The organism is Blautia sp. SC05B48 (genome assembly GCF_005848555.1).
Taxonomy (GTDB): Bacteria; Bacillota; Clostridia; order Lachnospirales; family Lachnospiraceae; genus Blautia_A.
Genome location: NZ_CP040518.1, coordinates 1,249,081 through 1,272,660, shown reverse-complemented (window position 1 = coordinate 1,272,660; position 23,580 = coordinate 1,249,081). Strand labels below are relative to the sequence as shown.

Annotated in this window: 23 protein-coding genes and 4 pseudogenes; all 27 read left to right on the top strand. The window is 37.4% G+C overall.

The genetic code is table 11. The features are described from left to right. The first annotated feature begins 25 nt into the window (after positions 1-25). Positions 26-190 (top strand): hypothetical protein, encoded by a 165-nt coding sequence (locus EYS05_RS17440; RefSeq protein ID WP_174235835.1) that lies wholly within the window; start codon positions 26-28, stop codon positions 188-190. Between the two features lie 25 nt (positions 191-215). After that, entirely contained in the window at positions 216-1,889 is a 1,674-nt protein-coding gene (locus EYS05_RS05830; protein WP_138276793.1) for an IS66 family transposase, read from the top strand. Between the two features lie 115 nt (positions 1,890-2,004). Next, positions 2,005-4,089, top strand: a complete 2,085-nt coding sequence (locus tag EYS05_RS05825; protein WP_243119240.1) for an ATP-binding protein — start codon at positions 2,005-2,007, stop codon at positions 4,087-4,089. 124 nt (positions 4,090-4,213) lie between these two features. Further along, positions 4,214-4,522, top strand: a complete 309-nt coding sequence (locus tag EYS05_RS05820) for a type II toxin-antitoxin system RelB/DinJ family antitoxin (protein WP_138276792.1) — start codon at positions 4,214-4,216, stop codon at positions 4,520-4,522. Next, positions 4,519-4,857, top strand: a complete 339-nt coding sequence (locus EYS05_RS05815) for a type II toxin-antitoxin system RelE/ParE family toxin (RefSeq protein WP_138276791.1) — start codon at positions 4,519-4,521, stop codon at positions 4,855-4,857. Before EYS05_RS05820 ends, EYS05_RS05815 begins: the two co-directional genes overlap by 4 nt. A gap of 87 nt (positions 4,858-4,944) precedes the next feature. Beyond that, positions 4,945-5,154: a DUF6462 family protein gene (locus tag EYS05_RS05810; protein ID WP_138276790.1), complete on the top strand. Its 210-nt coding sequence runs from the start codon at positions 4,945-4,947 to the stop codon at positions 5,152-5,154. Positions 5,155-5,247: 93 nt separating this feature from the next. Then, positions 5,248-5,418: a hypothetical protein gene (locus EYS05_RS17435; RefSeq protein WP_165853800.1), complete on the top strand. Its 171-nt coding sequence runs from the start codon at positions 5,248-5,250 to the stop codon at positions 5,416-5,418. Positions 5,419-5,454: 36 nt separating this feature from the next. Further along, positions 5,455-6,689, top strand: a pseudogene (locus EYS05_RS17990) (tyrosine-type recombinase/integrase). Positions 6,690-6,859: 170 nt separating this feature from the next. Next, positions 6,860-7,339 (top strand): annotated as a pseudogene (locus EYS05_RS05800) (lysine--tRNA ligase); the annotation flags it as partial. 252 nt (positions 7,340-7,591) lie between these two features. Then, positions 7,592-7,915 carry a hypothetical protein gene (locus EYS05_RS05790; RefSeq protein WP_004613237.1) on the top strand — a complete coding sequence of 108 codons (324 nt, stop codon included), beginning with the start codon at positions 7,592-7,594 and terminating at the stop codon, positions 7,913-7,915. 137 nt (positions 7,916-8,052) lie between these two features. Continuing rightward, positions 8,053-8,748: a class I SAM-dependent methyltransferase gene (locus tag EYS05_RS05785; protein ID WP_138276789.1), complete on the top strand. Its 696-nt coding sequence runs from the start codon at positions 8,053-8,055 to the stop codon at positions 8,746-8,748. A gap of 59 nt (positions 8,749-8,807) precedes the next feature. Next, the gene (locus EYS05_RS05780; protein WP_023924065.1) at positions 8,808-9,317 is read left to right on the top strand and encodes a GNAT family N-acetyltransferase; all 510 of its coding nucleotides are present in this window, start codon (positions 8,808-8,810) and stop codon (positions 9,315-9,317) included. Between the two features lie 37 nt (positions 9,318-9,354). Next, positions 9,355-9,660, top strand: a pseudogene (locus tag EYS05_RS05775) (class I SAM-dependent methyltransferase); the annotation flags it as partial. Positions 9,661-9,697: 37 nt separating this feature from the next. After that, a complete protein-coding gene (locus EYS05_RS05770) occupies positions 9,698-10,192 on the top strand; it encodes an HD domain-containing protein (protein ID WP_008981870.1) in 495 nt (164 codons plus the stop codon). 110 nt (positions 10,193-10,302) lie between these two features. After that, complete coding sequence (locus EYS05_RS05765; RefSeq protein WP_138276788.1) at positions 10,303-10,497, top strand: GNAT family N-acetyltransferase; 195 nt, start codon at positions 10,303-10,305, stop codon at positions 10,495-10,497. 27 nt (positions 10,498-10,524) lie between these two features. Further along, entirely contained in the window at positions 10,525-10,968 is a 444-nt protein-coding gene (locus EYS05_RS05760; RefSeq protein WP_004613236.1) for a GNAT family N-acetyltransferase, read from the top strand. 192 nt (positions 10,969-11,160) lie between these two features. Continuing rightward, positions 11,161-11,820, top strand: a complete 660-nt coding sequence (locus EYS05_RS05755) for a phosphatase PAP2 family protein (RefSeq protein ID WP_138276787.1) — start codon at positions 11,161-11,163, stop codon at positions 11,818-11,820. Positions 11,821-11,842: 22 nt separating this feature from the next. After that, positions 11,843-12,460 carry a helix-turn-helix domain-containing protein gene (locus tag EYS05_RS05750; RefSeq protein WP_138276786.1) on the top strand — a complete coding sequence of 206 codons (618 nt, stop codon included), beginning with the start codon at positions 11,843-11,845 and terminating at the stop codon, positions 12,458-12,460. Between the two features lie 418 nt (positions 12,461-12,878). Continuing rightward, positions 12,879-13,055 (top strand): helix-turn-helix domain-containing protein, encoded by a 177-nt coding sequence (locus EYS05_RS05740; RefSeq protein WP_003864535.1) that lies wholly within the window; start codon positions 12,879-12,881, stop codon positions 13,053-13,055. Positions 13,056-13,175: 120 nt separating this feature from the next. Beyond that, a complete protein-coding gene (locus tag EYS05_RS05735; RefSeq protein WP_138276784.1) occupies positions 13,176-14,165 on the top strand; it encodes a helix-turn-helix domain-containing protein in 990 nt (329 codons plus the stop codon). A gap of 1 nt (position 14,166) precedes the next feature. Further along, positions 14,167-15,557 (top strand): annotated as a pseudogene (locus EYS05_RS05730) (tyrosine-type recombinase/integrase). Positions 15,558-15,644: 87 nt separating this feature from the next. Next, the gene (locus EYS05_RS05725) at positions 15,645-16,745 is read left to right on the top strand and encodes a Fic family protein (protein WP_195588334.1); all 1,101 of its coding nucleotides are present in this window, start codon (positions 15,645-15,647) and stop codon (positions 16,743-16,745) included. A gap of 736 nt (positions 16,746-17,481) precedes the next feature. Continuing rightward, entirely contained in the window at positions 17,482-17,913 is a 432-nt protein-coding gene (locus EYS05_RS05720) for a nucleotidyl transferase AbiEii/AbiGii toxin family protein (protein ID WP_227752376.1), read from the top strand. 356 nt (positions 17,914-18,269) lie between these two features. Further along, the gene (locus tag EYS05_RS05710; RefSeq protein ID WP_138276783.1) at positions 18,270-18,959 is read left to right on the top strand and encodes a response regulator transcription factor; all 690 of its coding nucleotides are present in this window, start codon (positions 18,270-18,272) and stop codon (positions 18,957-18,959) included. Then, positions 18,935-20,200 (top strand): sensor histidine kinase, encoded by a 1,266-nt coding sequence (locus EYS05_RS05705; RefSeq protein ID WP_118516084.1) that lies wholly within the window; start codon positions 18,935-18,937, stop codon positions 20,198-20,200. Before EYS05_RS05710 ends, EYS05_RS05705 begins: the two co-directional genes overlap by 25 nt. 177 nt (positions 20,201-20,377) lie before the next feature. Further along, positions 20,378-21,052, top strand: coding sequence for an ABC transporter ATP-binding protein (locus EYS05_RS05700; RefSeq protein WP_019162957.1), 675 nt, complete (start codon positions 20,378-20,380; stop codon positions 21,050-21,052). Next, positions 21,049-23,493 (top strand): FtsX-like permease family protein, encoded by a 2,445-nt coding sequence (locus EYS05_RS05695; protein WP_138276782.1) that lies wholly within the window; start codon positions 21,049-21,051, stop codon positions 23,491-23,493. Before EYS05_RS05700 ends, EYS05_RS05695 begins: the two co-directional genes overlap by 4 nt. The last annotated feature ends 87 nt before the right edge of the window (positions 23,494-23,580 follow it).

Sequence of the window (23,580 nt, the reverse complement as noted above, 5' to 3'; positions counted from 1 at the left end):
AACAAAAAACACGAGAGGTTTCTTCATGGACATTGATTTAAAAGAAGAGCTTAAGAAACGCGATGAACTTCTTGCTGGTTATTTCAAACAGATTGAGATCCAGGAGGAATTTATCCAGAAACAAAAAGAATTGATCGAATATCTGGAAGATCATATTTCTAAGATCACAGACATAATCAGTGGCGTTTGATTATAACTGTGCTGGAGGGAAATATATGCCTGATGCTTATGATCACATCACACTCATGTGCCGGCTGAAAGCCACACAGGCCAGAAATAAAGAACTGGAATCCGGCGAAAGATATATCCAGCTGAAAGAACTCCATCAAAAGGAGTACAGACTTTATGAACATAAGATCCGGAAGCTGGAATCTGCGATAGCAGATGCACATAAAGAGGCAATCCGTGTACGTAACTACTGGTTTCAGGTTCTGGAAGACATGCTTTTGGAGTTTGAGTCTATGCAGAAAAAGGCAGCCCAGGAACTTCAGGAGATGGAGAAGCGGGTCCTTCTTGCTGAAAAACAAAGAGATGATGCACTGGATAAGGTAAAAGAACTCCGGCTTTTGTTTTACGAAACAGCTGCCAGACTGGAAGAAGAACAGGGAAAGAATCTGAAACTCCGTGCACAGATAAACCGGGATTATGAAAACTCATCGATTCCTTCCTCAAAAACCATTAAGCGTAAAAAGATCACAAACAGCAGGGAAAAATCAGGCAGAAAGCCAGGCGGCCAACCCGGTCATAAAGGACACAGCCGAAAGAAACAGGAGCCTACACATCCTATAATACTTCTTCCTCCACCAGAAGAGGTGAGTGAAGACTGTGCTTTTAAAAAGACTGGAAAAACGATCATAAAACAGCTGGTAAGCATCCGTATGATGCTGGATATGACGGAATATCATGCAGATGTTTATTATAACAGTAAAACGGGCGAACGTGTACATGCTGCATTTCCGGATGGTGTTGTTGATGATGTAAACTACGATGGCAGCATTCGGGCATTTTTGTTTCTCCTGAACAATGACTGTTGTACTTCTATTGATAAGAGCAGAAAGTTCCTGTCAGATCTGACAGGTGGAAAATTAAACATTTCTAAAGGAATGGTAAGTAAACTCAGCAAAGAGTTTGCTTTAAAAACTGAGCCTGAGCGCAGGTCTGCTTATGCAGATATGCTGCTTTCTCCAGTCATGCATACAGATTGTACAAATGCCAGAGAGAACGGAAAGAGCTGTTATGTATATGTCTGTGCAACACCTGACGGAAAAGCTCTTTATTTTGCACGCAGAAAAAAGGGGCACGAAGGTGTAAAAGGAACTGTTGCTGAGGATTATCAGGGAATCCTTGTCCATGATCATGATATCACCTTCTACAACTATGGGGAAGATCATCAGGAATGTCTTGCACATGTGCTGAGATACCTGAAATCCAGCATCGAAAATGAACCAGATCGAACCTGGAACAAAAAGATGCATTCATTGATACAGGAAATGATCCACTTCCGAAATAAGTCCCAGGTGCCATACACCCCGGAGACAGAAAAATCTTCCGAGTTTGAAAAACAATACCTGAAGATACTGGAAACTGCCCGAAAGGAATACGAGGACATTCCAGCAAACACTTATTATAGAGAAGGGTATAATTTATTCCTGAGAATGGAGAAATACATACGGAATCATCTGCTGTTTTTGCATGATTTCCGGATACCTGCTACTAATAACGAAGCGGAAAGGCTTCTGAGGAATTATAAGCGGAAACAGGCGCAGGCTGTGACATTTAGGAGTTTCGAGAGTATCGATTATCTCTGTCAATGCATGAGCATGCTTATTTTGATGCGGCTGGAAGAACCAGAGAATATATTTGACAGAGTGTCCAAGATATTTGGATAAAGAAAACCGATGGCTTTGACTGTTATCAGTCTACACCATCGGTTTTCTTAAGTCCAGCTAACCTCTGAACAGTAACTAAAATTTTTTGCGAATTAAAAAGAGGTGAAAAATTAAATTGAGAATAATAAAAAACTCTGGTAGAATGAAAATTATCAATATGTTAAGGTGTAAAAAACGGAGTTTGGAAGGGGCGAAATTAATGGCTGTTTTTTCAATTGATTTACCTGGGCGTGTAAAAAATTTTGAGTTACCAAGAACAAAACCATTGATGCCATTATTTGAAACAATAGTTAATTCGATTTATGCGATTGAGGAAAGACAGCAAAATGAGGAGAAAATAAATGGCTATATTAATATTGAAATAATACGTGAACCGCAAATGAGGGTTCAGACAGTGGGAATAGACAGTAGTATAAATGATATTACGGGTTTTGTAGTAACTGATAACGGAGTTGGTTTTGATGAGAACAATATGAAATCCTTTCTTCAGTCTGATTCTACGTATAGAGCTGAAAAAGGCGGTAAAGGTGTTGGGAGGTTTGCTTGGTTAAAAGCCTTTAAAGAAGCGGATATAGAAAGTTCATTTATTGATGCAGGCGAATGGGTTAGAAGAAAATTTTGCTTTACATTGGAGCAAAATGAAATTAATGATTCGTTGGAATCTATTGAACCTCTGACTGATAATAAAACAATAGTAGCTTTGAAAGAATGTTTGGCTCCATATAAGAAAAATCTTCCTAAAAAGGGAGAAGTTATTGCTACTAAAATAATGCAACATTGTTTTATTTATCTGATGTCTGCAAAGTGTCCGGTCATAAGAGTAGCTGATGAAGATCAGACATATAATATTAATGAAATGTTCGATGAGCGTATTAAAAAGGAATCTGAAAAAATCGAATTTGAGATTGGAAACGAAAAGTTTTCATTATTGCATACGCAGATTGAAGATGCTGCATTTGGGGCAAGCAAACTGTATTTATATGCAAATGATAGAATGGTTCAAGAAATAAATCTCGAAAAAGAAATTGTAGATTTGGATAAGAATCTATTTTCTGCAAAGGGTTATTATTATGCAGGAATTTTGTCGGGTGAGTTTTTAGATGAAAATGTAGGAACAAACAGAACTTCTTTTGAGATTTCGGATACAGCTGAAGATGAATCTGAGATAAGTATGGATGATATCATCTCAAATGTCGCACAAAATGTTCAGATATATTTGGCTGATTACTTATCCGAGGTAAAAGGGAAAAAAGAAGAAAGAGTTCGGACGTATATAAAAGATGAAGCACCACAATATGGACATCTCTTGAAGTATATGCGAGAGGATGTTGAGGCAATCAAACCATATCTTCCAGATTCTAAATTAGATGATGAATTGTATAAGATTAAGAGAAAGTTTGATAATCAGTTAAAAAAAGACAATCAGGATATTATTAAAACGCTGGAAGTAGGAGCAACAAGTTTAGATTCTTATCAGGAAAAATTCCAGAAACAATTTGCTAAAATTAGTGAAGCGAATAAAGCGTCCTTAGCAGAATATGTAGCACATAGGAAAGTGATTCTGGAATTATTGAAAAAAGGTATTCAGTCGGATGATTTTGGAAAATACAGTAAAGAAGCATATATTCATAACCTTATATATCCTATGCGAAGAACGTCAGACGAAATTGAATATCAGGCTCATAACTTGTGGCTTATAGATGAAAGATTAGCATATTGCGAATATGTGTCATCAGATATTCCATTTGATAATAATCCAAAAGAAGATAGAACTGATGTAATGATATTAGATAAACCTGTCGCTGTTTCGGATGAGCCTAATACTGGACGAGAATACGAAACAATTGTGATTTTGGAATTGAAGAAACCTATGAGAAATGATTATACACAGGCAGAAAATCCAATTATACAAATGCTGGGATATGTTGATAAGATTAGTTCTAATGAGATGAAAGATAAAAATGGGCGACTTATAAAAACGGGAACTAATACCCAGTTTTATTTATATGCGGTATGCGATATTACATCTAAGCTGAGAAAAATTGCAGAAGATTTTGATTTTATTGAAACTCCGGATAAACGTGGAATGTATAAATACCACGACAAAAAGAGAGCATATATTGAAATCTTATCGTTTGATAAAATCATTGATGATGCAGGAAAAAGGAACAGAATACTATTTGAAAAACTTGGCATTTAACATGAAGGCTGTTTATAGAAATATAGGCAGCCTTTTAAGTTGAAAATGAAATTAAAAAAGATTGCGAATTGCTTGTAATTTGCAATCAAACGAAATATAATGAAGAAAAAAGGAGGCGATATCTATGGCAAGAACAGCAAATGTATTTGCACGTGTTGAGCCTGAAGTGAAAGAACAGGCAGAGCAGGTGCTTGATAGACTTGGAATTCCAATGTCCAATGCGGTAGGAATGTTTCTGAGACAGATTGTACTCCAGAGAGGAATTCCTTTTGAGATGAAACTTCCAGCTTATGAGGAGCCTGTTGCATATGGCTCTCTGACAAAGGAACAGTTCAATGCAGAAATAGGAAAAGGCATGGAAGATATTAAGGCTGGCAGAGTGTATTCAGCAGATGAAGTTGAAGCAGAAATGAAACAGGAATTTGGTATATGAAATATAAAGTGATGTATACAGCCGGAGCAAAGAAAGATCTGCGAAATATTTTCAGATATATTTCAGAGGAACTGTTAGCTCCGGAGAATGCTGCAGGACAGACAGAGCGGATTATGACGGCAATTCGGAAACTGGATACTATGCCAAATAGAAATCGGCTCTATGAGGAGGAACCGTGGCACAGCAGAGGACTTCGATTCTTTCCGGTGGATAATTATCTGGTATTTTACAAAACAGATGATGAAACTGAGATAGTATATGTAGTGCGAATTATGTATGGTGGACGTGATGTTCATAAACAGTTAAGTCAAACAGAAGACGTTTTAGTAAATTAAAACAGAATATGGAACAAAAACACGAGCAGTTAGTCTACGAAAAATAGGTTAGCTGCTTTTTTTTATGCAAAAAAGGAGGTGCCGTGTATGGGATATGCACGTAAAGATGTAGAGAAAACAAAGAAATTAGCAAAGAAATTTGTCCGCTATCAGGAAGGGGCAGAGCTTTATAGCATTGGACTGACAAAGTTTCAGGAACTGGCGAAAGAAGCCAAAGCAGTGTATAAGATTGACAAGGTTGCTCTTGTAAACTGTGAGATATTTGAAAAATATCTGGAGACATTCCGGATTGCGTAGGGAACAGAAGAAAACTGTGGAAGGACGAAAAATAGGGATTGACTTCTTGTCATACGAAAATTATAATGTGAATGTGGAGGAATAAGAACAGATATGGCGAAAATAGGAAGACCAAAGTCGGAAAATGTAAAAAAGAAAGTGTTGAGTATCCGGGTGGAAGATTCTATGTATAAGTGTATCTGTGATTATGCCAGGAAACACAAAATGACTGTGACAGAAGTTGTCTTGCAGGGACTGGAAAAAGTATTGAACAGACCTGAATAATATGTAGTCCTTCCTTTATTTGAAGGAGGATTTTATATGGCACAGACAAGAAAAGATCTGCGGGGCAGAGCCCTGCGGAAAGGTGAATCACAGAGACATTCAGACGGGAGATATGTATATACTTATACGGATCCTCTCGGAAGATGTAAATATGTTTATGCACAAGACCTTGTAACGCTTCGGGAAAAAGAAGCACAGCTCATGAAAGATCAGATGGACGGTCTGGATATTTATGTTGCCGGAAAGGCTACAATAAATTTTGTATTTGACCGTTACATGAGTCTCAAAAACAATCTGAAACCAACGACCAAGAGCAATTATCTTTATATGTATGACCGATTTATCCGGGATATATTTGGAAAGCGGAATATAGCAGAGATTAAGTATTCTGATGTGGCGCAGTTCTATAATCATCTGACCAAGAAGCAGGAACTGAAGATCAACACATTGGAAACCATTCACACGTTATTGCATCCAACTTTTCAACTGGCTGTAAGGGATGACATTATCAGAAAAAATCCTACGGATGGAGTCATGGCAGAATTAAAAAAAACTTAGGCATGAAAACCGGTGTGAGACATGGGCTGACAATTCCACAGCAGAGAGCATTTATGGAATATATTGCTACGCGTCCGATTTATTTTCATTGGTGGCCGATTTTTACGATTTTTCTTGGAACCGGATGCCGAATCGGAGAAGTTTTAGGGCTTCGATGGGAAGACATCAATTATGAAAAGCGAATTATCAGTATCAATCATAATCTGACGTATTATCCGGTAGGAGAAGACAGGGCATCAGAAAATCACATTTCAACGCCGAAAACAGAAGCCGGTATGCGTACGATTCCCATGTTGGACACAGTGAAGGATGCTTTCGAAATGATCTGGGAAGAGCAGAAAGAAAATGGCTGGACAGATGCAGAGATTGACGGGATGACAGGCTTTGTCTTCTGTAACCGTTATGGAAATGTAATGAATGCTCAGTCAGTCAATCGGGCAATCAAGAGAATATCTTCTGCTTATAATGCGGCGGAAGAAGTAGAAGCTAAGAAAGAGCATCGGGAGCCGGTGCTGTTGCCGAACTTTTCAGCGCATAGTTTGAGACACACATTCTGTACAAGGCTTTGTGAAAGAGAAACCAACCTGAAGGTTATCCAGTCGATCATGGGGCATAAGGATATCCAGACCACTATGGATATCTATGCAGAGGCGACAGAGGAGAAAAAACAGGAAACATTTGAACATTTGGCTGCAACAATGGATGTATTTTAAGAAGGGCTTATGAACCTTTCCATCTGACAACAGAAAGAACCAAATGACATCAAATTGACAACAGATATGATTTGACGATGATTCATCATGAACGGTGATGAAGAGAAGACAATTTAATAGGAATAGCTCAGCGAAGAATCACGAAGAGGAATGAAGAAAAATCAAAAAAATTCCCGACAATGAAGTCCTTAGATGGTGTAAATAAGAAAAATGATGTAAATAATACAGCTTCTGAAGCACCTGAAAAAAATGTAAAAACTGAGTCTGAAAAGATTGATTTTTCTAAGGTAAAGGTAGAGCCTTTATTTGAGGAATTTGTTGATTTTGATACATTCAGCAAGTCAGATTTCCGTGCAGTAAAGGTTAAAGAGTGTGTTGCAGTACCGAAGTCAAAGAAATTGTTACAGTTTACTCTTGATGACGGAACAGACACAGACAGAACCATTTTAAGCGGTATTCATAGCTTTTATGAGCCGGAAGAACTGGTTGGAAAGACTCTTATTGCTATCACAAATCTTCCACCGAGAGCTATGATGGGCATTGACTCTTGCGGTATGCTCCTCAGTGCTATCCACGAAGAAGAAGGCGAAGAAAAGCTCCATCTTCTGATGGTTGATGACCACATTCCAGCAGGTGCAAAGCTCTATTAAGATGATGTAAAGATGTACCGTTTTACCGAATAGACGGGACGTACTTCATTTGATAAAAAACTAAAAAAACAGCGATTTACATCAAACTTACATCAATTGATGCAGAAATCGGTGCAAGCAAGAAAAAATCGCATAATTAGTGCAATGAGTGGGCAATTCCAATCGGAGTTGCCCATTTTTAAAATGAATGGAAATGCAAATAGGAATTTATCAGAAAATGAGGAATAGTTGAAATGGAGGCGCTATAATAACATGAAGATTGAAGGGAACCAGAAAGAACTGGATGCAATGGTAGAATTTCATAAGGGAAACCGTGTCGAGGGACTGAGACTGCAAGAAGAATTTGCAGCGGAATTTCGTAAGGAGTATAAAGACAAAGATCACTGTCCTTGCCTGAAAGCCTGTCGTTATCACGGAAACTGTAAGGAATGTGTAGCAATCCACAGAGCGCATCAGGAACATGTTCCTAATTGTATGCGACCATTGATTAATAAAAAATTGAAATTGATGTCAGAATTAACAGAGCATACCTTGGCAAATGAAATAGAAGCTCCACATGAGATTTTAAGAAAATAGGCAAGTCAAATTTTCAGTTTGGAGAATTGAGAAAATCGCCGTTTGTGATAACAGATGAAATATTGGAACATCATTATCACGCATTTCAGGAGCCATGGGGCGAAGGAGAAAAAGTAATTTTGCAGAAAGAGGATATTATGCAGTATTCAAAGGAAGAAAGTAAAACAATCTGGAATCAAAACGCTGAATTTTGGGATTGTGCAATGGGGGATGAATCAAATGATTTTCACAGAGAAGTTGTCCGCCCCAAAGTAACAGAGCTTCTAAATCCTGATCCAACAGACTATATTTTAGATATTGCCTGTGGAAATGGAAATTATTCTGCATATCTTGCAGAAAAAGCTGTCTCTGTTTTGGCTTTTGATTATAGTGAGAAAATGGTGGAACTGGCAAAAAAGCGCCAAAAACGGTATGCTGATCACATTGAGTTTTGTGTAGCAGACGCCACGAATGAAACAAGTCTGATGGCATTAAAAAGAAATAAGCCGTTTACAAAAGCAGTCTCCAATATGGCGGTCATGGATATTACCGATATTAAGCCGCTTTTTACCTCTGTTTATAAATTGCTTGAGGATAACGGAGTATTTGTATTTGCGACACAGCACCCCTGTTTTGTAACGCTTACAGAAAAATATATGACGCCGCACAGCTATTACGATATTGCGATTGAAGGACAGCCTCAAAAACAATGTTATTATCATCGTTCTTTACAGGATATTTTTAATCTGTGTTTTGATACCGGATTTGTCATAGACGGATTTTACGAAGAATGCTATTTTAATAAAGAAATCCCGGATATTATCATTGTCAGAGCCATAAAAATTGAGAGGTAGATAGTAGATTTGCCATTTCCTGTAATTGTAAAAAGCTTAAAACTATGTAGGTATCTATTTTGATTATAAGACAAGAAAGACCAGAAGATTATGATACGGTATATCATGTTGTAAAAGAAGCATTTGAAAATGCTGAATATACAGATGGAAATGAACAGAACTTAGTTGCTGCGTTAAGAAAAAGCAAATCGTTTATTCCGGAACTTTCTCTTGTTGCTGTCGAGGACGAAAAAATTGTAGGACATATTCTTTTTACAAAAGCAGTTGTTCAAGGGGTTGAGGTTCTTGCGCTTGCCCCTCTTTCTGTATTACCCGATTATCAGAACAGGGGAATCAGATTATCTTTGATGAAAGAAGGACACAGTATAGCACATAAATTGGGATATGAATATTCAGTTGTTTTGGGACATTCCAAATACTATCCAAAGGCAGGATATATTCCGGCAAGTGAGTGTGGAATAAAAGCGCCATTTGAAGTTGACGATGAAAGTTTTATGGCACTTAATCTTAACGGAAGTCAAAACAAATTAAATGGAGTTATTGAGTACGACAAGGCTTTTGGGATATGATGTAAAAAATTAGAAGTTGGGAAGGTAAAACATAGATCCTGTTTTTACTGCCTATGGAACACAAGACTGGCATTATAACAAAAAAGGAGAAATACTGCATTTTCCGGTGGATAATTATTATTATGAGGGCAAACGGACAGCTGTGTTTTTGGGAGAAAAGGTTACAAAATATCATAGAACACTGACCACATATCTAAATACACTGCTTTCAAATGGTTTTATAATAAATCATATTGTGGAGCCGCAGCCGCCGGAATACATGATGGATATTCCGGGGATGCAGGATGAAATGCGCCGTCCCATGATGCTGATTGTATCGGCGAACAAAAAAGTGGATAGATAGAACTAAAACACCTATAAGGTATAAATGGAGGTAATTTATGTTTAAAGAAAAAATTATTATAGAGATGAAAGAAGTATTCAAAGAAATTCCTTTTGGCATAGAGCATACTCTCAAAGTTTTAAAAAATGCAGAAGATATAATGAAAGGAGAAAATATCGGAGAGGAAGAAAAAGAATTCATCAGTATTATTGCTATACTACATGATATTGGTGCGGTTGAAGCACAAAAAAAATACGGTTCTATTGATGGTGTCTATCAAGAAAAGGAAGGACCAGAAGTAGCGAAAGAAATATTAAAAAAGGTAGGCTATAACAAAAATATTGATAGAATATGCTTTATAATAGGCAACCATCATACTCCATCTAAAATTGATGGACTTGATTTTCAAATACAATGGGAAGCTGATTTGCTTGAAAATTTAACGGTTATGGATAAAGAAAAAGAACAGGAAAAGATAAAAAAGTGTATAGATGAAAACTTTAAAACAAACACAGGAAAAAGGATAGCTTATAATCGCTTTATTTTAGATTAGTAGTAGATTATTACAGTTATGTATTTTATATCGCAAAGAAAAAATAGTAGTTAAGTTTAACCCTAGGGTTAAATGATGAATATGTTGAGGGCATTTTTGTTTCTGGTGAAATGCAATCGCAGGGTCTAGGTAAAATTCTGCTGAATTATGCAAAGGATAAAATGAATAAGTTGTACTTGAACGTATACCAAAAGAACGCACGGGCAATATCTTTTTATAAGAGAGAAGGATTTGAGATTCAGCATAGTGGCTTAGATGAGGCTACCGAAGAAAAAGATTATGTAATGACATGGCAACACAAATAGAAATTCAAGTTTGACGGAGTAATAAATATGAAAATCCGAGAAGTGAATGAGAATAAAAAGCAATTTATAGCATTATTGTTATTAGCTGATGAGCAGGAAAATATGATTGATCACTATCTTGAAAAAGGTACTATGTATGTACTTGAAGATGGTAATGTAAAAGCTGAATGTGTCGTTACTGATGAAGATAATGGAATACTTGAAATTAAAAATATTGCAGTTGATCCTCAGAATCAAGGACAGGGATATGGAAAAGCATTGATTGACTTCCTTTCAAGTAAATATGCAGATGAATATTCTATTTTGCAGGTTGGAACAGGTGACAGCCCGTTGACCGTACCGTTTTATGAAAAATGCGGATTTGTCCGATCTCACAATATTCCGAATTTCTTTACGGACAATTATGACCACCCAATTTATGAGTGTGGTGTACAGTTAATAGATATGGTATATTTGCAAAGATGTTTATAACTTCCAGTTTTTGAAACTGAGAAATCGGAATTTGTAGGAATAGATATTCTGGAAAATATAGTGAAAACTGCGCATTTGCGGGGATGATACGAATCGTGTCACACATGTGAAAGAGCGATTCTTTCGTCATTTTACGTTTTTTGATAAGGTGAAACTGTCGAAAAGACAAACCAATTATAGAAAGGACGTAGAATGATGAAAAAAAGTGGAAAACAGGTTTTATTATTTGGAGGAATACTTATTGTAGCGTTTGCAGTATGGACAGCTTTGATCCAGATGGTAGACGTGCAGCCGCTGGGTCAGAACGGAACCAATATTGGATTTGCAACATTCAATTGCTGGTTTCATCGTTTGGCAGGTGTCAATATGACAATTTATACGATTACCGATTGGATGGGACTTATTCCTTTAGTTGTATGCCTGATTTTTGCAGGTATTGGAGTGGTTCAGTTAATAAAGAGAAGAAGTCTCTTCAAAGTGGATCCAGATATCATTATCCTTGGAGTTTACTATGTTGTCGTGATACTGGCATATTTGATTTTTGAAATGATCTCAATCAATTACAGACCGATTTTAATCAATGGAGTTATGGAGGCTTCTTATCCTTCTTCAACGACATTACTGGTATTGTGTGTGATGCCGACTTTGATTGAACAGATTCAGCGTAGACTGTCAAGCATTGCAGTGAAAAGAATCGTTACGATTCTGGCAATCGCTTTTTCGGCATTCATGGTTATCGGCAGATTGATTTCCGGAGTACATTGGGTTACGGATATTGTGGGCGGCGTATTGTTAAGTGCCGGATTATTTACTGTCTATAAGGCGGTAGTTATGCTGTCAATAAAAAAATGATATAAAAAAGGGGGTGCAGGAAGTGGAATTCCATGAAAAGCTTCAGGAATTAAGAAAGAGCCGAGGTTTGACACAAGAAGAGCTGGCCGAGGCTTTATTTGTCTCCAGAACTGCAATTTCAAAATGGGAATCTGGAAGAGGGTATCCAAGCATAGATTCATTAAAGGAAATATCCAGATATTTCTCTGTGTCCATTGATGAGTTGTTATCTGGAAATCAGTTGGTTTTGATTGCGGAAAAAGAAAACAAGTCAAACCTAGGCGGTCTATGTGACTTGTTATTTGGATTTGCCGATTTGCTTTCTTTGATGCTTATTTTTCTTCCATTGTATCCCAAACCGGTTGGCGGATATATCTATTCGGTCAATCTTATTGAGTATGTAGATAAAGAAATTTGGATTTGTACGACATATTGGGGTCTTTTTATCGCATTAACGATTGTTGGAATTGTGAAGATTTTAATGGTCAATTTCAAATTTGAAAAGGGAAAAAAGGCGATTACTTTTTTATCTGTTGGGCTTAGTATTATTACTGTTTTGTTTTTGTCGATTGCGAGAGAAGCATATGCAGTAACAGTGGCTTTTCTGTTGTTACTTATAAAAGGGGGGCTACTTTATAAACGAGCCGCAGCAGGCCGATAAGGGGTTGGGCCATACAACTTCAAGTTTGTTGAATTAAAAATGAAATAAAGTTCCAGTAATCATAGAGTGTATGGATTCAATTCCATATGCTCTTTTTCTTTACTGAAAAATCTAATATTACGAGTTTCTTACGAGTGGTATTTAAAAAACTCGCAAGAAGACTCAGTTCAATGATTCTATCGAGATATTTTGCTCTCGTGACTGTTTTCATATAGTCACCCACTTTCAGAAATTGAAGTTTTTTCATTTTTTCGAAAGTGGAAACTATGTAAAGGCAACCCGATTCTTTACTGAATTTCAAGAAAAATGTAGAAATTTCAAAAAGATTGCTTTTGACCACTGTAAAACATGCTCTGAGCGTTTCGTTATATGAAGGGATAATTTTTCTTTCATATTTCAAAGAAAAGAGGATAAAGAAATGTCAGAGAAAAGATGTTATACAGTTCAGGAGTTACAGGAAATCTTAGGAGTCAGCAGACCTACTATTTATAACCTTTTGAAGAAAAAGGAATTCCGGTGGATCCAGTTGGATGGCGGAAAGTATCGCATCTCTAAGAAGAGTTTCGATGACTGGCTCGATAACTTGGAACAGTAAAAAACAGGGTGTTGATCAGGCAGATTTTGTCTGCAATCGACATCCTAAATTTTTATCTGGATTTGAGATATGATATAAGAAAAAACACTAACACTAAAAAAGACAGGAAGTGAAGAATAAATGGCAACAGCAATTATGAAACAAAAAGAAGTTCCGGAAACGGACGATGTTGAAGAAATCATTTCGAAGATATCAGAAGAAAGTCCTTATAAACGGCGTCCAACACAAAAGAGGACCTGGATGACCGTGCCGGAAATGGGAAAGCTACTGGGATTAAAAAAGACAGATCGATACTGGCTGGTGCATAAAAATGTTTTTGAATCAAAAGAGATTGCCGGAAAGATACGAATCAATATTGCCAGCTTTGAAAAATGGTACGCCAATCAGATTAAATACTATAAAGTTACCGGAGAAGAACCGGGGAAAGAATTGAAATCCTGGTCCTATTCTGTTAAGGAAGTCGAGGATCTGTTGGGTGTTGATGAATATCTTGTTTATGATTTACTCAAGAAAAATCAAATGGAAGCTGTTATTGTCGATTACTGGAAACGTATACCAAAAGAATCTTTTCAGAATTGGTATAAAAGCCAGTCCCGGTATCGGACAAAGGAAGACAGAGAAAAGGACGCTCTTCTGGAAGATGCAACTATTACGATGCCAGAGATGGCACAGCTGCTAGGAACAACCAGAAGCTCAGTATATACAATTCTTGATAATCCGAAGTATAGTCATTTTTTTGAATTCATTGTGATTGCAGAAAAGAAAAGGATCACAAAAGAGAGTTTTCAAAAATTCCTGAAAGGTCAGGATCGGTATAAGCTGGATCCATCGAATGATTATGAAGAACTTGCACAGGAACAAAATATTGCTCTGGCTAATTACCGGCGGAAGAAATTATCACAGACCGGAATACGAGGAAGCAATGGAAATATAAAGTATCTTACTTTTGATGAAGCTTCCTATCTGGCAAAGGTCAGCAGAAGCATGATCAACAAGTGGGCGGATACAGGAAAGTTCACAGTAATAAAAGTTGGCAGTCGAGTTAGAATCCGTCGGGATGAATTTGAGGACTGGATGGAGCAAAGAGATTTGGAAAGGAGTATGCAATAATATGGCATCAATAAGAGAACGAAACGGAAAATTTAATGTAATCTATTCTTATACGAATGAAAAAGGTGAGAGGAAACAGAAATGGGAAACCTATGAAACGAAAGCCGAAGCAAAGAGAAGAAAAAAAGAAATTGAATATAAAAAGAGATGGGATCATTTGTCGTTCGTAAATGCAAAACACTGGATGAGCTTATTACAGAGTATGTTGCACTTTATGGAAAAGAAAACTGGGCGCTTTCTACATATGAAGGAAATGTCTCTCTTATCAATAACTATATTCTTCCAATTATTGGTGATACGAAACTTTCAGAGATCAATACCCGATTCATCGAAAGATATTATCAGAGTCTTTTGAAGAGACGTGCAGTTATCAATCCATTAAATAAAACCAGTCGAAATGAATTTGTATCGTCCAGTACGGTCAGGGATGTTAATAAGCTGCTCAGGAACTGTTTCGAACAGGCAGTGAAATGGGAGTTGATGGAGAAGAATCCTTGCACCCATGCGACTGTACCAAAACATAAATCACAAAAAAGAGACATCTGGACAGCGGATACATTGATGTATGCGCTCAGTGTCTGTGAAGATGAACGATTAAAGCTCGCAATTAATCTATCTTTCTCATGTTCTCTGCGACTTGGTGAGCTGCTTGGTCTTACCTGGGATTGTGTAGATATTTCTCATGAGGCAATTGAAGAAAACCGTGCATATGTCTTCATCAACAAAGAATCACAGCGTATAAGAAAAGAATCTTTAAATGCATTGGATGGAAAAGATGTGTTGTTGGTATTTCCGACAAATCATAGGAAGAATTCTACGGTCCGTATTCTGAAAACACCGAAGACAGAAAGCAATGTGCGTAAAATATTCTTACCGAAGAGTGTTGCTAATATGCTGGTAGACTGGAAAGCTGAGCAAGATGAAATGAAAGAAATTCTTGGTGATGAATATATGGACTATAACCTGGTTATGGCAAGTACCTTTGGGCTTCCTCTCGGAGATGGAGCAATCCGTGGTCCTTTAAAAAAACTGATCGAGGACTATAATCTCCCACCGGTTGTATTTCACAGTTTCCGTCATAGCAGCGTTACTTATAAGCTGAAACTGAATGGTGGGGACATCAAAGCGGTACAGGGTGATTCCGGCCATGCTCAGGTCAATATGGTTACGGATGTGTACTCTCATATTCTGGATGATGACCGAAGGAAAAATGCAGAGCTTTTTGAAGAAGCATTTTATGAGAAGAAGAATCTGGATCCACAGATGCATGTACAGCAGGAAAATAATAATGCAACTGTTGCTGATGAAGTCGATCCTGAACTTTTGGCAAAAGTGTTGGCAAATCCAGAGATGCGGGCATTACTCAATTCGCTGGCGAAGACAATGAAGTAATGAAAAATAGTGAAAAAATAGTGTAATTTTAGTGGAAAAACAATTCATAAAACGATATAATATATGGATGAAATGGAGGTGGATCATGTGATTAAGGTTACGTTAACAAATGAAATTTTAAAAAAAATATCGGAAATAGACGAAAAGCGTTTTTCTCTTAGTACGATAGAAATGCCACCTGTTATAAAAAACAGACTTAGAAAAAACTCTAAGAAAAAAAGTTCCTATGCTTCTAATAAGATTGAAGGAAATCCATTAACTGAAAAACAGGCAAATGAGGCTATTGATAGTGATCCTCACAAACATTTTTTAAAGCCAGAACAGGAAGTTCGTAATTACTTTTTGGCTTTAAATTTTTTAGAAGAAAAACTGAAAAAGAAAGAAGCTTTTTCAAAAGAAATGATTTTAGAAGTGCAGGCAATGGTTGAAAAAGGTGCGTCAAAAGAAAAGATAGGCTTAAGAGGCCCTATGCCACCTGGAATGTTATTCGCAGTATATGATTCCGAAACAGGCGCAGCGGAATATATTCCACCAGAGTATATTGATATTCCAGACTTGTTGGATGAACTTGTTGAATATGTAAATACTACAGATGATCATCCGCTGATTATTGCTGCTGTAGTTCATTATCAATTGGTTACCATTCATCCTTTTGAAGATGGAAATGGAAGAACCGCCAGATTAATGTCAGGCTATATTCTTGATTATTATGGATATGGTTTTAATGGAATAGGTTCTCTGGAAGAATATTTTGCCTATGATCCAGATGAGTATTATGCATCACTGCAAATGGGGTTACCGGCGTTATATTATTCAGGAAGAGAAAACCCTCCTCATCCGGAAATTTGGATCAATTATTTTTTGCGGATGATGGAATTGTATTCTAAAAAGGTATATGAATTATCAAAAACATCCGAAAACGACGAGTTAGATGGAAGTCTATCTTATTTAAATGCAAAAGAAAAAGAATTCTTAGCATTTCTGTTAAAAAAGCGATTATATGAGTTTACACCAATTGAAGTCAGCAAAATGCTAGGTGTAACCAACAAAACGATTATTAATCGATGTGCAAAGCTGGTAAATAATGGTTTGTTAATTCCAATCATTGTAAAGACAAGAGTCCGATCTTATCGGTTAAGTGATTTTTCAAAGACAAATGCGAAAAAGATTTTGAAAAAAATATCGTAATAAAATATAAAATTTGCCAGTCAAAAACGCATGGACAAACCGTCTCGTATGCGTTATATTATTTATAGACAAGAAAATATCTTGTGCTTTCGATAGGAAGTTTAATTGAATACTGTTTACCATGATCGAACGTACGAAGCATGGTGGTCATATAACAGATGTCGATGGTAATATCAAGGCATTCCCCAATTATTAGCTGAAGCAAACAATCAGCTAACTTTCAGAGCTTTACAGAGCTTGACAGAGGGGGTATTCAGAATAACTCAAATTGAATCGGAAACAGTTTTTAATAGTGTCCCATATGGGTTTATCTTACCTCAGATTGACAGAGAGTGACAATAGGTTGGAGCTCTCCTAAGCGAGGGGTCGGAGGTTCAAATCCTCTTATGGACGGGCTTCAAAGCGTTCGAAAATGTTAGCTGGATTAGCTGACAACGAACGCTTTTCTTATTTTCTAATCACGTTCGTGACATGAAATTCCATTCAAAATGCTCCATTTCCAGCTAACACAATCCGATTTTTGTTAGCTGACAGCTAATCAAAATCACTGGTTTGCAAACATGGTCTTTCAAGAGTCCAGTTAACATTTGGGTTCCGCTCTGTTGTCACCCCTTATTTGGGGATGTAAATCAGAGAAAAGGCGGGAAAAGAAACAATCTCTCTGAAATCTGCAAACATTAATTAGCTGAAACAGTATACAATTCTATTAGCTACCATAAAAGGCACTAATGTCAGTGTGGAGGATGTAATCACACCAAGAGAAATCAAGTACAAATTTAATCTTATGCTTGAAGATCGCACAATCGAGGTATGGGCATATAATCTGGAAACGGTATTGGCTGAAAAACTGGAAACTGTTATTAGCCGAAACGTTACAAATACACGAATGAGAGATTTTTATGATATTTATATTTTACAAAAGTTGTATGGAGAACAACTCAAAAAGCAAGTTTTATGGAATGCACTTGTGGCAACTGCAAGAAAACGTGGAACATTGGAGCAGATAAACTCTGGGGATAGAAGAGAAATATTTGATGAAATAGAAATAAGTTCTGTTATGGAAAATTTATGGAAAACATATCAAAAAAATTATTCTTACGCTGCTGATATTTCATGGCATACAATTATGAAATCAATTTGTACACTATATGGAAGTATGTTAAAATGAAAGAAATTAAGTTAAAAGGGGAATAAGAAATATCCTTACAAGCGTAGTCGGAATTTCTATAAAATATGAAGCAGGGAATCATCAGGATTCTTTGCCTGTTTATATTGCAAGGAGTTATGATTTTCACACAGCATATATTGGAAACAGACGCTGTATAATGCTTACTCCGACAGAAGAACTTGCCACACTTCCGGCATTGAAAAAGCAAAAGCATATTTGACGACTCCTTTCAGAGGATAACAGTGCTGACGATAGTTTCATTGTTTTATCTTTTGGAGATACAAACGATGAGAGAATTGAAGAAGCAGTACTCTGATATTAAATATATATAGTTAATAAAGAGAGGTGCATATGCTATGCCAGGTATACTCGTGGTTGAAGATGATGAAAATTTAAATCGTGGAATTACATTCTCACTGAAAAAATCCGGATATGAGGTTTTTTCAGCAGAATCAATGAAAAAAGCGAAAAGAATTGCAAGTGATAATAATGTGGATGTTACCATTTGTGATGTGAATCTTCCGGATGGGAATGGACTGGAATTTGTAAGGTGGATGAGATGCAATTATAATACATATATTATTTGTCTTACAGCACTAGATCAGGAGATGGATCAGGTCATGGGATATGAAGCAGGGGCAGATGATTATATTACAAAGCCGTTTAGTCTTTCGGTACTTCTTTTGAAAATAGAAGCACATTTCCGCCGCAGACAGGAGAAAACGGAAGCCGGAAAGATGATTTCGGGAGATATCGTATTTATTGCAGGAGAAATGAAAGTCCTGATAAAGAGTTGTGAAATCAGTCTGACAAAAACGGAGTTGAAAATGCTGACTTTTTTTCTTCAGAATCCGAAACAGATTCTTTCAAAAACACAAATATTGGAAAATGTGTTTGATCTGGAAGGGGATTTTGTGGATGAAAATACAATCGCTGTCAATATCAGAAGACTCCGTGAGAAAATCGAAGACAATCCGGCTGCACCGGTCTATATAAAGAATATCAGAGGTCTTGGGTATATATGGAATCAGGAGGTAAGGCAGTGACAAAGAGATATCGCAAGAAGATTACAGTAGTGCTCTCCTTGGTATTACCTGTCATATTATTGTTTGCAATATTAAATTGCTTTACCACGTATGTGTTTTATGAAGATTATAAATATAAAATGAATCTTATGACAGAAATTGCAGCAAAGGAAAAATTTTCCGGGCTGGATGCTGTTTCGGAATTGCTTAAGGATAAGGATATTGAAACCAACGAACAGGGAAGGCGATTATTGGAGCAATATGGATACTGGGGAAATAAAGGGAATGTGTTTTATTCGCAATTCCGGCATCAGGTTATGGTGACCGGTGCTGTAAGCACTGTGATATGCGTGCTTCTTTTGATTATTTTATTTTATTGGAAGAAGACAGAAGATGCGTGTCATCAGAAAATTTTAGACCAGTTAGAAGAAATTCTGATCAGATTCCGTGAAAATAAATTTGATGATTTACTGAAAACGGAAAATCTCGCTGAACTGGAAAAATTGAATGACCAGCTTGAAGCAATCGGACATCATATTCAGTTGCTAAAGGAAGAAGCACGGGAAGAAAAAGAGAGCACGAAAGAAATGGTTTCTGATATCTCTCACCAGTTAAAGACACCGGTTGCAGCTTTGGATACATGTTTTAGTGTGCTGATGCAGAATGACTTAAGTGCCACAGAACAGGAGGAGTTTCGTATTCGTTGTCGGAGTGCTTTGGATGGACTGGAGACATTATTGCAGTCGCTTCTTGAAATATCCAAGATGGAAACCGGACTGATTCAGATTAATAAGAAAAAACTTCCGCTTATGGATACTGTCATATCTGCTGTGAACCGTACTTATCCAAAAGCGGATGAGAAAGAAATTGAATTCGTTTTTGACTATGCAAAAGAGCTGGAAACATGCATGGTTGTGCAGGATAAAAGGTGGCTTGGTGAAGCTTTTATCAATGTTCTGGATAATGCGGTCAAGTACAGTCCGGGTGGTTCAAAAATATTTATCCGGTTACAAAAAAGAAACGATCTTGTAAGAATGGAAATTGAGGATCAGGGAATCGGTATTCCGCAGAATGAGTATCACAAAATTTTTCAACGATTTTACAGAGGGGGTTCCAGGGAGGTCAGGGAAGAGAGTGGCACGGGAATCGGACTTTTTCTATCGAGAGAAATTATCGAAAAACACGGAGGTATGATCACGGTAATCTCCGGCAAAAAGAAAAAAGGAAGCACGTTTGTGATTCAATTACCATATGTTGGTTAAATTTTAAGTGGGCAGAAATCTTACAATTCTGTAAGACTTCTGCTCGTTTTTTGAAAGTGAAATGAAAGATTATCCTGATACAATTTGGATGTAGGTTGAAAAATGACCAAATATATAAACAGGCAAAGAAAGCGTGCTGAAAAGGTACGCTTTACAGAATTGAAAAGGAGGCAACACATGAGTGTGATATTAGAAACCAAGCAGCTTTGTAAGTTTTATGGCGCAGGTGAGAATCAGGTCAAAGCGGTCAATCAGGTGGACATTCAGATTGAGCAGGGAGAATTTGTCGCAATTGTTGGAAAGTCAGGTTCCGGTAAAAGTACATTACTTCATATGCTTGGAGGGCTTGATACCCCGACAAAAGGCAGAGTTACTTTAGCGGGGAAAGATTTATACAGGATGAAGGAAGATGCCCTTGCTGTTTTCCGCAGAAGAAAAATCGGATTTGTTTTTCAGGCATTTAATCTGGTTTCATCTGTTAATGTCTGGGAAAATATTGTACTGCCACTGGGGCTGGATGGAAGAAAAGTGGATGAAGCGTATGTAAATGATATTATTGCAACTCTGGGGATTGAAAACCGGATTTATAATCTGCCAAATCAGTTATCCGGAGGACAGCAGCAGAGAGTAGCAATTGCAAGAGCACTGGTGAATCGTCCGGAAATTATATTTGCGGATGAGCCGACAGGCAATCTTGATTCTAAGACCAGTGATGAGGTAATCGCTCTGCTTAAGATGACAGCAAAAAAATATGGACAGACAATTGTAATGATTACCCATGATGACGAAATTGCACAGGTCGCTGACCGTATTCTGGTGATTGAGGACGGACAGGTGGTGGATTTCAGATGAAGACAATAAGCAGGATTGCATATAGCAATGACAAAAGGAACAGGACAAGAAGTATACTGATCATGATGGCAATCTGTCTGACCACGATGCTGCTTGTTATTATCAGTACTGTGGGAAATGGGGTAATTCATTTACAGAAAAGTCAGGCGGCAGGATCATATGGAAGCAATTATGGTCTGTTTGTTTCCGCAGACGGATCGCAGTTAAAAGAAGTAAACCGCCGTGCGGAAATAGATGCTACAGGCACTATGTGCACCGAAGGTATCATAAAAGGCAATGAAAAAGGCGGGTTTGTCTGCATGGATGAGACTGCTAGAAAAATGCTTCCTTATAATAAAGAATATGAGTTGAAGGAAGGAAAGTATCCGGAAAAAATGCAGGAAATTGCCGCAGGAAGAGCATTTTTTCGTGCAATGGGGTATGGTGATGTAAAGATCGGAGATACGGTTACACTGGATTACCGCGCAGGGATGCAGTCAGAATATAAGCCGGAAGAATTTGTTGTCAGCGGAATCCTATATGATCGGGATGAGTATACCATCGAGGCATCTTATGTTGCTTTCGGGTCACAGGAGTTTTATGATGAGCACGTCGCAGAGAATGACAGACAGTATAATATTTATTTTACTTTAAATGATTCTGCAAATGTATCTATGAATAATATTGATTCGGTTATAAAGCAGATTGCAGCAGCTTGTGGGATCGAAGAAAAAAACGTTATAGTCAATGATCTCTATTTGCAATGGGTCTTGCAGCCGAGTTATGAAACGATTGCGGTATGCGGGGTTTTGATTCTTGCAATTGTACTTTTCTCTGTTGTGGTCATTTATAATATTTTTCAGGTCGGTATTGCCAACAAGATACAGGAGTATGGAAAAATCAAGGCTCTGGGAGCGACAAAAAAGCAGATGAAACAACTGATCTTTAGAGAGGGCATTTTTTTGACAATTTTTTCAATACCGGTTGGATTGCTTTTTGGCTTTCTGATTGCAAAATGCGGTTTTAACTGGCTGGTAGAACAGGGGAACCTTGTATCAACCGGAACTGACTCTATGGGAGTCCAAAATCAGCAGGTGTCACTGTTTTCCCTGCCTGTTATGCTTCTCTGTATTTTCGTATCATTTCTTACCGTTGCTTTGGCACTGCGTAAACCAATGAAAATTGTTTCACGGATTTCACCTATCGAAGCAACACGGTATTTAGAAAATGCAGAAACACAAAAAAAAGGAAAACGAAATGGCAGAAAAAATGTTACCGTGTTTTCTATGGCAATGGCAAATATAACGGGTAATCCAAAAAGAACCATTGGTACCATCCTCACACTGGGGCTTTCCTGCGCATTGTTTGTGATTATCTCTAATTATGTGGGAAATATTGACACGGAGCATGAAGCACGTCGTTACATAAATCATGGACAATTTGAACTGCAGCTTGACTATTCTGATGAGTATGATGAAAAATATCCGGAGAATAATCTGGATACGATTCTGACGGATAATCTATTGAATGATTCGCTGATTGAAGAAATCAAAAGCATTCCAGGAGTGACAGATGTCATGACGAGAGAGATTGTCTCTGTAAATCTGAACGGAACAAGATTTCCGGCTGATATTGTGAGTAAAAATGATTTTGATTTTATGCGCCAGGACGGGGATATTGGCTCTATGGACTATGATCAGGCGGTAAAGAATGGTGATATTTTCTTTGGCTGGTCAACGTGGATGGAACAAGATGGATATGCTCCGGATGAATCCATTGCATTTGACTTTGAGAATGGAAGTGGAACCTATACCTATCAGGGAAAGATTGCAGGATCCTTTGCAAGTGCGGACACTTATCTTGTCATTCCGGAAGGTGTATACCGTTCCATGAATCCGAGAGGAACAGCCTATGGCTATCTGTGGGTGGACTGTGATAAAAAAGATGTGGCATCTGTAGAACAAAGTCTGAATACTTTGATTTCTAATACTTCGCATATAAAAATGGATACCTATCATGCGCAGTTACAATATGCAGAAGTCGCAGCCCGCATGATGAAGCTTGGCTGTTATCTGTTTATGGCGGTTGTAGGACTCATCGGTTTTATGAATATGGCAAACACCATGATTATGAATATTACGACAAAAAAGCAGGAATATGGTGTATTGCAGGCTGTGGGTATGACAAATAAACAATTAAATTTATGCCTGCAGTTACAGGGACTGATTTTTACGGTTGGCACCATATGCGTAGCTTTGATCATTGGTCTGCCGCTCGGCTATGCACTTTTTTCCTATGCAAAACATAATGGAATATTTGGAATGAATATCTATCATGTTCCAATTACACCAATTCTTGCTATGATTTTGCTGGTCAGCCTTTTGCAGATTGTGCTTTCCTGCGTTTTAAGCAGTAATCTGAAAAAGGAAACGCTGGTAGAAAGAATAAGGTATCAGGGATAGCAAGTATTGCTGGGATATCCTCAGTATCATAACAGGAATTAAAAGCATTTGGTTTCAAAAAGTTTTGTACTTTTGACAAAATGCAAC